Consider the following 8731-nt stretch of genomic DNA (forward strand, 5'->3'; position numbering starts at 1 on the left):
TGTCCGCACCGGCCGGCCGCACGACAAGATCGATCCGGCGGCGGTGACCGAGGCCGGGCTGAACGCCTCCGACCCGCACGCCGCGGAGGCGCTGGAGCTGTTCGGCCGTCTGCTCGGCCGCGTCTGCGGCGACCTCGCCCTGACCTTCCTGGCCACCAGCGGCGTCTATATCGGCGGCGGCATCGCCCCCCGCATCGTCAAGGTTCTGGAGGAGAGCGGGTTTCGCGACGCGTTCGAGCGCAAGGCGCCGTTCGCCGAGATGATGCGCCAGATCCCGACCAGCGTCATCACGGTCCAGGATCCCGCCTTCCGGGGGCTCGCGGCCCTCGCCAACGAGGGTCGGCGCTTCGTCTACCACGGGCAGGTGTGGCGGAGTGAGGGCTGACGGCCTACGATGCCAGGATGGCGCCGCGCGATGCGGCGGACGGATAGGGCAGGGACCGGATCGATGCGAACGGTCAATCTGAAGGACGCCGAGACCAACCTGCCGCACTTGGTCGAACAGGCGGCTTTGGGCGAGCCGTTTATCATCGCGAAAGACGGCCGGCCTCTGGTGCGGGTCCTGCCTATCGATGCGCCGACATCCGTCGAGACGTCACGGATCGGATTTCTAGCCGGACGCATCCACGTCCCCGACGATTTCGACCAGATGGGCCGTGACGACATCGCGGCGTCGTTCGAAGACCGGTGAGCGACCTGCTCGACACGCATATCCTGCTCTGGGCTGCAGCAGGTTCCGATCGCCTGACACCGGTTGCACGCCGCCTCATCGAAGACCCTGCGAATACGCTCGTGTTCAGCGCGGCGAGTCTTTGGGAGATCGCGATCAAAAGCGGGCTGGGCCGTGACGATTTCCAGGTCGATGCGAAGAGCCTGCGGGAAGGCTTGATGAACAACGGCTATATCGAGTTGCCCGTCACAGGCGCCCACGCATCCGCGGTCTCCCGTCCACCTCCCATCCACCGAGACCCGTTCGATCGGCTCCTGATCGCGCAGGCTCTGATTGAGGGACTGGAACTGGTCACGGCCGATCGGATCATCGCGCGCTATGAAGGGCCGATCAGGCTGATCTGATGGGATGAGCTTCCCTCTGCGTAGCCGGATCGCGATGCGACGAACGCAACGAGACCCGGCTGTCGGTTGGCGGCTGATTAAGCCGCCGCGAGCGGCTTCGAGACGTCCTCCAGCGACTTGCCCTCCGCGGCCGTACCCCAGACGCCGCCGACGACCGCGGCGATCAGCATCAGCGCGGCGCCGATCCCGTAGCCGAACAGCACCCAGTCGCGGGAGCCGGTCTCGACCAGGCTGCCGAACAGCAACGGGCCCGAGACGCCGCCGATGCCGGTGCCGACCGCGTAGAAGGCCGCGATGGCCAGCGCCCGGATCTCCAGCGGGAAGGTCTCGGAGACGGTCAGGTAGGCCGAACTCGCCGCGGCGGACGCGAAGAAGAACACCACCATCCAGGCCGCGGTCTGTCCCACCGGACCGACCACGTCGAGCCGGAACAGCAGGCCCACGGCCACCAGCAGCACCGCCGAGATGCCGTAGGTGAACGCGATCATCTGGCGCCGGCCGATCGTGTCGAACAGCCGCCCGAGGAGCAGCGGGCCGAGGAACGAGCCGAGCGCGAAGGGCAACAGGTACCAGCCGACGCTGTTGCCCGGCACGCCGTAGAACCGCTCCAGCACCAGGGCGTAGGTGAAGAACAGCGCGTTGTAGAAGAACGCCTGCGCGACCATCAGGGCGAGGCCGACCATCGTGGCCAGCCGGTTCGTGACGAACAGGGCCCGGAACACCTCCGACAGGGGGGTGTGGTCGCGGGTCCGGACCTTCATGCGCTTGCTCTCGTCCACCGGCGGCAGGGTGACGCCCTCGTCGGTGAAGCGCTTCTCGATCCCGGTGACGACCCGGTCTGCTTCCGCCGCGTAGCCGTGGGTGGCGAGCCAGCGCGGGCTCTCGGGGATCCAAGTGCGCAGCAGCAGGATCACCAGGCCGATGGCGCCGCCGGTGAAGAAGGCGACGCGCCAGCCCCAGGCCGGATCGATCACCTCGGGCCGCAGCAGCACGATCGACATGAACGAGCCGAGCGCGGCGCCGATCCAGAACGAGCCGTTGATGACCAGGTTGGTCCAGCCGCGGACCCGGGCCGGGACCAGTTCCTGGATGGTCGAGTTGATCGCCGTGTACTCGCCGCCGATGCCCGCGCCGGTGAAGAAGCGGAAGACGCAGAAGCTGGCGACGTTCCAGGACAGCCCCGTGGCCGCGGTGGCGACCAGGTAGAGGGCCAGGGTGATGAAGAACAGCTTCTTGCGGCCGATCCGGTCGGTCAGCCAGCCGAAGCCGAGCGCGCCGGTCACGGCACCGATGAGGTAGCAGGAGGCTGCCAGGCCGACGTCGAACTCCGAGAACGACATCGGCGGCTGGCGCAGGGCGCCCACCAGGGATCCGGCCAGCGTGACCTCGAGCCCGTCGAGGACCCAGGTGATGCCGAGCGCCACGATGACCAGCACGTGGAAGCGACCCCATGGCAGCCGGTCCAGGCGCGCGGAGATGTCGGTGTCGATGACGCGTCCGATCTCCGCGCGCTCGGGTGTCCCGGCGCCCCCCTCAACCTTGCTCGCCATGCTCGCGCGTCCTCCCGATGGGTCTGTTTACCGTGCCTCAAGACCCGGTGTTTACCGCGACTCGACGCAGGTGTTGGGAACAGGTTGGGAATCGATTCGGTTCGATCCCGTCTTCACGCGTGATGGGCACAGCTGGCGTGTCCACGCGGGTTCCCTGTCATGTTCGCTCCGTCGCCTCACTCCCGGCCCTTGCGCCGGTCCCGTTACGGCCTGCTCGCCGTCGTGACCCTGGCCGGGCTCGCCACCGTGCCCACGGAGGGCGCGGACCGCCATCTCGAGCGGCCGAAGCCGCGGGTCCAGATGGCGGCGGCCGAGCGGTGGCGGTTGCGGCCCACCGAGGTCGCGGTGCCGATCACCACCGGCAGCCTGCGCAAGCGCATCGCGACCGCGATCCCCGAGGACCGCCGCAGCGTCCGCCTGGTCTACCCGGCGCTGATCGAGGCCCGCTGAAAGCAAGGCGCCGCCGGGCTTGGCGATCGCGATCCGGCCAGGCACAGCGGCTGCATTGGCCGGATCGGGCATGAGCCGCAGCGTGGACGGAGTTCGGATATGGCGGAGGTTGTCGCGCTGGTCGGCTGCAAGGGGCCCGACCAGGAGGCGGAGTACCTGCAGGTCCTGTCGGCCGCGATGCCGGGTGAGCGGCTGGTTCCGTTCCGGCTGATGGTGGAGGCCGAGCGTGCGGCCGCGCGGGTCGCCATCGTGGCCAACCCCGATCCCGCGGAGATCGCCGCCTTGCCGGGCCTAGTCTGGGTGCAGAGCCTGTGGGCCGGCGTGGAGAAGCTCGTCGGTGCCTTCGACCGGCCGCTCCCGATCGTCCGGTTGGTGGATCGCGAGATGGCCCGGGCCATGGCGGAGGCGGTGCTGGCCTGGTCCCACTATCTCCAGCGCGACATGCCCGCCTACGCGCGCCAGCAGCGCGAGCGGGTCTGGCGCCCGCATCCCTACCGCAAGCCCGCCGACACGGTTGTCGGCCTGCTCGGCCTCGGTGAGCTCGGCACCGCGGCGGCCGGGCGGCTCGTCGGCGCGGGGTTCCTCGTCACCGGCTGGGGCCGGACGCCGAAGACCGTCCCGGGCATCGCCACGTTCCACGGTGCGGACGGCCTCGGGGCGATGCTCGGCGGCTGCGACATCCTCGTCTGCCTGGTGCCGCTGACGCCGGAGACGCGCGGCCTGGTGAACGCGGCGCGGCTCGCGGCGCTCAAGCCCGGGGCGGCGCTGATCAACTTCGCCCGTGGTCCGATCGTGGTGACCGACGACCTGATCGCCGCCCTCGATTCCGGTCACCTGTCGCACGCGGTGCTCGACGTATTCGACACCGAGCCTCTGCCGGCCGGATCCCCGCTCTGGACCCATCTGGGCGTGACCGTGCTGCCGCACATCTCCGGCCCCACCGACATGGACTCGGCGGCCACCACGGTGGCGGCCAACCTGCGGGAATACCGCAGCACCGGTCAGCCGCCGCAGGGCGTCGATGCCGGGCGGGGGTACTAATCCGTCTACGCCGCCGAGGCGACCGCCGGTGAGATCCGCTTGCGTGCCTTCGCGTCGGTGGTGCCCAGGAAGGCCTGGGCCTCTTCCTTGCGCTCGAACACGTGGGGGGCGACGCCGCGCCGGGTCAGCGCCTCCTCCATCTTCAGGCGCAGGAACGCGCTCGTGACGTAGCGGGTCGTGGTCGCGTAGTAGTTCGCCTGGAGATACTGGATCATCCCGGCATAGTCGTCGATCAGATTCTCGTTGAGACGGAAGCCGTCGTGGTTGATCACGGCGTTGACCCGCTGGCCGGCCTTGCGGCAGGCCCCGACGATGCTCATCCGGAGCTCGTCCATGTCGCTCTTCACCCGGCAGTACCAGCCTTCCAGGTTGATGAAGAGGATGTTGCGCTCGCCGTCGTAGCTGATGCGCGAGGACAGATCGAGGTTGAGCAGGTCGGAAAGCAACTCCATCGGTTCGTCGCGGAAGATGCGCGGGTCCATGAGCACAGGATTGCGCACCACCGGCTTGAAATCCATGTGGGCGAGGATGTCGCGCTCGATGTCGATGCCGGGCGCGACCTCGATCAGCTCCAGGCCGTCGGCGGTCAGCTGGAACACGCAGCGCTCGGTGACGTAGAGGACCGGCTGCGAGCGTTCCACCGCGTAGGGGCCCGAGAAGGTGTTCTGCTGGACCCGGGTGACGAACTTGCGCGCCCGGCCCTCGCTGACGATCCGCACGACGCCATCGTCCACGGCGATCTCCAGCCCGCCCGCCGTGAAGGTGCCGGCGAATACCACCGTGCGGGCGTTCTGCGAGATGTTGATGAAGCCGCCACAGCCGTTGAGCTTGCCGCCGAACTTCGAGGTGTTGACGTTCCCGGCCTCGTCGCACTCGGCCATGCCGAGGCAGGTCATGTCGAGGCCGCCGCCGTCGTAGAAGTCGAACATCTGGTTCTGGTCGATGATGCAGTCGGCGTTGGTGGCAGCCCCGAAGCTCGAGCCCGAGGCCAGCACCCCGCCGACCGCCCCGGCCTCGGTGGTCAGGGTGATGTAGGGGGTGATCTTCTCCTCGTTGGCCACCGACGAGATGCCCTCCGGCGCGCCGACCCCGAGATTGACGACGCCGTTCGGCGGAAGCTCGAAGGCGGCCCGGCGGGCGATGATCTTGCGCTCGTTGAGCGGCATCCGCTTGATGCCGGTGACCGGCACGCGGATCTCCCCGGCGAGCGCGGCATCGTGCATGACGCCGTAGTTCATGCGGTGCATCTCGGGCTCGGCCACCACCACGCAGTCGACCAGGATGCCGGGCACGCGCACGTCCTTGGGCAGCAGGTAGCCGTCCTCGACGATCCGTTCGACCTGGGCGATGACGATGCCGCCGTTGTTGCGCGCCGCCATGGCCTGAGCCAGGCAATCCAGCGTCAACGCCTCCTTCTCGTAGGAGAGGTTGCCCGACGGATCGGCCGAGGTGGCGCGGATGAAGGCCACGTCGATCTTGGTGGCGGTGTAGAACAGCCACTCCTCGCCATCGACCTCGACCAGCTTGACGATGTCCTCCGTGGTCAGGGTGTTGACCTTGGCGCCGCCGTGGCGCGGATCGACGTAGGTCTGCAGGCCGACCTTCGAGAACAGGCCGGGTTGGCCCGCGGCGCAGGCCCGGTAGAGCTGCGAGATCACCCCCTGGGGCAGGTTGTAGCCGCGGATCAGGTTGTTCTGCGCGGCCTGCGCGACCTTGGGCATCCGGCCGAAATTGGCGGCGATGACCCGCGAGAGCAGGCCGTCATGGTGCAGGCGCCCGGTGCCGAGGCCTTTGCTGTCGCCCGCGCCCGCGGTCATGATCAGGGTCAGGCCCCGGGGCGAGCCGGTCTCGACGAAGCGCTTCTCCAGCGCGGCGTGCAGCGCCTCCGGGATGCAGCTCTGGACGAAGCCCGTGGTGGTCACGACGTCGTTCACGCGGATCAGCGCGATCGCCTCGTCCGCCGTGATGACCTTGTTCTTCCTCATGAAGCCCACGATCCTCCCTCCGGCCCGGATGTCCGGACGGCCCTGCAGCCATCCGTCCCCAGGTCTGTTGCCGGCCGTTCGTGCGCAGCCTTCAGGCTTCCGGCGCACGGTCGACCAAATTTCTGACCGTCAGCACTGTTGCGCCGCATCAAAGATTTGCGGCATTGCAGTAATTGCAGGTCCGTTAGATCATGTTACCGCATTATGAGCCGGACGTGCTGCTGAAAAAGTCTTTGGCGTAAGGTCAGAAAAATTGTGCGATCGCGCTACCCGCCATGGCGGGGTGATGCTTTTGGGTTCCTGACGAGCCCGTCAGACCGGAATTTCCCTCCTCGGCCCCGGCCTGAGATGCGCGCGATGACGGCGCAGCCCTATCGGCCGAGCGATGCGGCCCCACTCGCTGCACTCAACACGGCTTTCACGGTCGCGGTCGCCACGTCGCTGTCGATCCCCACACCGAACACCGGGCTGCCGTCGGCGAGGTTGCATTCGAGATAGGCGGCCGCCTGGGCATCCGACCCGCGCCGGAGCGCATGCTCCGAATAATCCACCACCGAGAGGGCGATCCCGAATGCGTCGTCCAGGGCGGCGAGCAGAGCCGAGATCAGGCCGTTGCCACGCCCGGACACCGAGACGTCCTGCCCGCGATGGCGAATCCGGCCGGTGAAGATCCGCTCGGAACCCGCCTGTCGGCGCAGGCCGCCCCCGTCGTCGACCAGCGCGAAGATCGTCGTGTCGTCGACGTGATAGGCTTGCTTGAAGGCTCTCGCGATGTCGGTGGCCGATAGTTCCCGGCTGGTCCGATCGGCCAGGACCTGCACGCGCCGGCTCAGGTCGAACTGCAAGGCCCGGGGCAGCTTCAGCCCCAGATCCTGCTCGATCACCCAGGCGACGCCGCCCTTGCCGGACTGGCTGTTGACCCGGATCACGGCCTCGTAGCTCTCGCCGAGATCGGCGGGGTCGATCGGCAGGTAGAGCATCTCCCAGACGCCGTCGTTGCGACGCGCATGGGCGGCGAACCCCTTCCGGATCGCATCCTGATGCGAGCCCGAGAAGGCGGTGTGGACCAGTTCGCCCGCATAGGGGTGGCGCGGATGCACCGGCAGGCCGTTGCAATACGTGACGGTGTTGACGACTTCGCGGATCGCCGGGAAGCGCAGCCTGGGGTCGATCCCCTGCGTGTACAGGTTCAGGGCGAGCGTCACGAGGTCGACATTGCCGGTGCGCTCGCCGTTGCCGAACAGGCAGCCCTCGACCCGGTCGGCGCCGGCCAGCAGCGCCTGCTCGGCCGAGGCCACGGCGGTGCCGCGATCGTTGTGCGGATGCACGCTGATGATCACGGCGTCCCGCCGGGAGATGTTGCGGCAGAACCACTCGATCTGGTCGGCATAGACGTTCGGCATCGCCACCTCGACCGTCGTCGGCAGGTTGAGGATCGCCGGGCGCTCCGGCGTCGGCTGCCAGACATCGAGCACGCGCTCGCAGATCTCGAGGGCGAAATCCGGCTCCGTGAAGCAGAAGGTTTCCGGCGAGTACTCGAAGGTCCAGCGCGTGCCGGGCCGCTTCACGCTCTCCTCCAGCATCGCGGTCACGCCGGACACGGCGAGGGCGACGATCTCGTGCCGCTCCATGCCGAACACGACCCGCCGGAACAGCGGCGCCGTCGCGTTGTAGAGATGCACGATCGCTTGGCGGGCGCCGTCCAGCGACGCGAAGGTGCGGGCGATCAGGTCGGCCCGCGCCTGCGTCAGCACCTGGATCGTCACGTCCTCGGAGATGCGGTCCCCGTCGATCAGCATCCGGACGAAATCGAAGTCGGTCTGCGAGGCCGACGGAAAGGCGACCTCGATCTCCTTGAAGCCGATGCCGAGCAGCATGTCGTAGAAGCGCAGCTTGCGGGCCACATCCATCGGGTCGGCCAGCGCCTGGTTGCCGTCGCGCAGATCGGTCGACAGCCAACGCGGCGCGGTCGCGAGGCGCTTCGACGGCCAAGTGCGGTCCGATACATCGATCGGGGAGACGAACGGACGGTATTTGGTGGCGGGGTTGGTCAGCATGACGGGATCGGCCGTGAGATCGATGGCTCGGGACGGCAGCCCGGAAGGCGCCGGCTGCCGCTCGGCCGCGATGTGCGGCGACGGTCCCGATGCGGAGAGCCAGCCCTAGAGCGTATTATTGACTATTTATCAAATTAAAACCGTGAAGCTCATCATCTGTGCTTGGAAAATCTCGGTTTCAAAAGTTCTATGACCTTTTGCGGGTGCAGGGCAGAGCCCTGCGATCGGGGCTCCGCCCCCGAACCCGGCCAAAGGGCTGCGAGCCCAGCCCTTTCAAGGTGTTTGGCTCGGGCCTAACTCGTTGCGATGACGCAAGCATCGGACGGATCGGGTTGCCCGTGGCGGGCTGTCCTGGAGCGGTTTGAGCAGAAAGCGCCAGCCAGCGTGATGGCGCGCACGCTGCTGGATCAGGCGTTTCCCGCCACCTGGCTCGACGCGGTGTTCGCACAGCATCGCGGTCGCCAGTACGAGCGCGATCTGCTGTTCTCGACGGTGGTCGAGCTGATGATGCTGGTGGTGGTCGGCCTGCAGCCGTCGCTGCATGCGGCCGCCCGCCAGAGCCGGGATCTGCCGG

8 protein-coding genes and 1 pseudogene are annotated in these 8731 nt (G+C 68.0%); 6 read left to right on the forward strand and 3 right to left on the reverse strand.

Annotated features, from left to right (window positions below):
* The 3 genes from FV228_RS13340 to FV228_RS13350 all read left to right on the forward strand — a co-directional run.
* On the forward strand, positions 1 to 385 hold a 385-nt coding region (locus FV228_RS13340), incomplete at its 5' end, for a glucokinase (RefSeq protein WP_187277733.1).
* Between the two features lie 63 nt (positions 386 to 448).
* Positions 449 to 691, forward strand: a complete 243-nt coding sequence (locus tag FV228_RS13345; protein WP_138910056.1) for a type II toxin-antitoxin system prevent-host-death family antitoxin — start codon at positions 449 to 451, stop codon at positions 689 to 691.
* On the forward strand, positions 688 to 1074 hold the full coding sequence (locus FV228_RS13350; RefSeq protein ID WP_147855067.1) for a type II toxin-antitoxin system VapC family toxin: 387 nt from the start codon (positions 688 to 690) through the stop codon (positions 1072 to 1074). Before FV228_RS13345 ends, FV228_RS13350 begins: the two co-directional genes overlap by 4 nt.
* Before the next feature lie 77 nt (positions 1075 to 1151).
* Here FV228_RS13350 and FV228_RS13355 read toward each other — a convergent pair whose 3' ends face one another.
* Positions 1152 to 2624, reverse strand: coding sequence for an MFS transporter (locus FV228_RS13355; RefSeq protein WP_147855068.1), 1473 nt, complete (start codon positions 2622 to 2624; stop codon positions 1152 to 1154).
* A 159-nt stretch (positions 2625 to 2783) separates the two neighbouring features.
* Between FV228_RS13355 and FV228_RS13360 the strand changes: the two genes are divergently transcribed.
* Complete coding sequence (locus FV228_RS13360; RefSeq protein ID WP_246690100.1) at positions 2784 to 3074, forward strand: hypothetical protein; 291 nt, start codon at positions 2784 to 2786, stop codon at positions 3072 to 3074.
* 99 nt (positions 3075 to 3173) lie between these two features.
* A complete protein-coding gene (locus FV228_RS13365) occupies positions 3174 to 4115 on the forward strand; it encodes a glyoxylate/hydroxypyruvate reductase A (RefSeq protein ID WP_147855069.1) in 942 nt (313 codons plus the stop codon).
* 5 nt (positions 4116 to 4120) lie between these two features.
* Here the strand turns inward: FV228_RS13365 and FV228_RS13370 are convergent, their stop codons facing one another.
* Both FV228_RS13370 and leuA read right to left on the reverse strand, forming a co-directional pair.
* Positions 4121 to 6100 carry a malonate decarboxylase subunit alpha gene (locus FV228_RS13370; protein ID WP_147855070.1) on the reverse strand — a complete coding sequence of 660 codons (1980 nt, stop codon included), beginning with the start codon at positions 6098 to 6100 and terminating at the stop codon, positions 4121 to 4123.
* Between the two features lie 371 nt (positions 6101 to 6471).
* The gene (gene leuA, locus FV228_RS13375; protein WP_147855071.1) at positions 6472 to 8157 is read right to left on the reverse strand and encodes a 2-isopropylmalate synthase; all 1686 of its coding nucleotides are present in this window, start codon (positions 8155 to 8157) and stop codon (positions 6472 to 6474) included.
* Positions 8158 to 8544: 387 nt separating this feature from the next.
* On the opposite strand from leuA, the pseudogene FV228_RS13380 reads away from it, so the two are divergent.
* A pseudogene (locus FV228_RS13380) lies at positions 8545 to 8731 on the forward strand (IS4 family transposase); the annotation flags it as partial.

It is taken from the genome of Methylobacterium sp. WL18 (assembly GCF_008040015.1).
In the GTDB taxonomy this organism is placed as follows: Bacteria; Pseudomonadota; Alphaproteobacteria; order Rhizobiales; family Beijerinckiaceae; genus Methylobacterium; species Methylobacterium mesophilicum.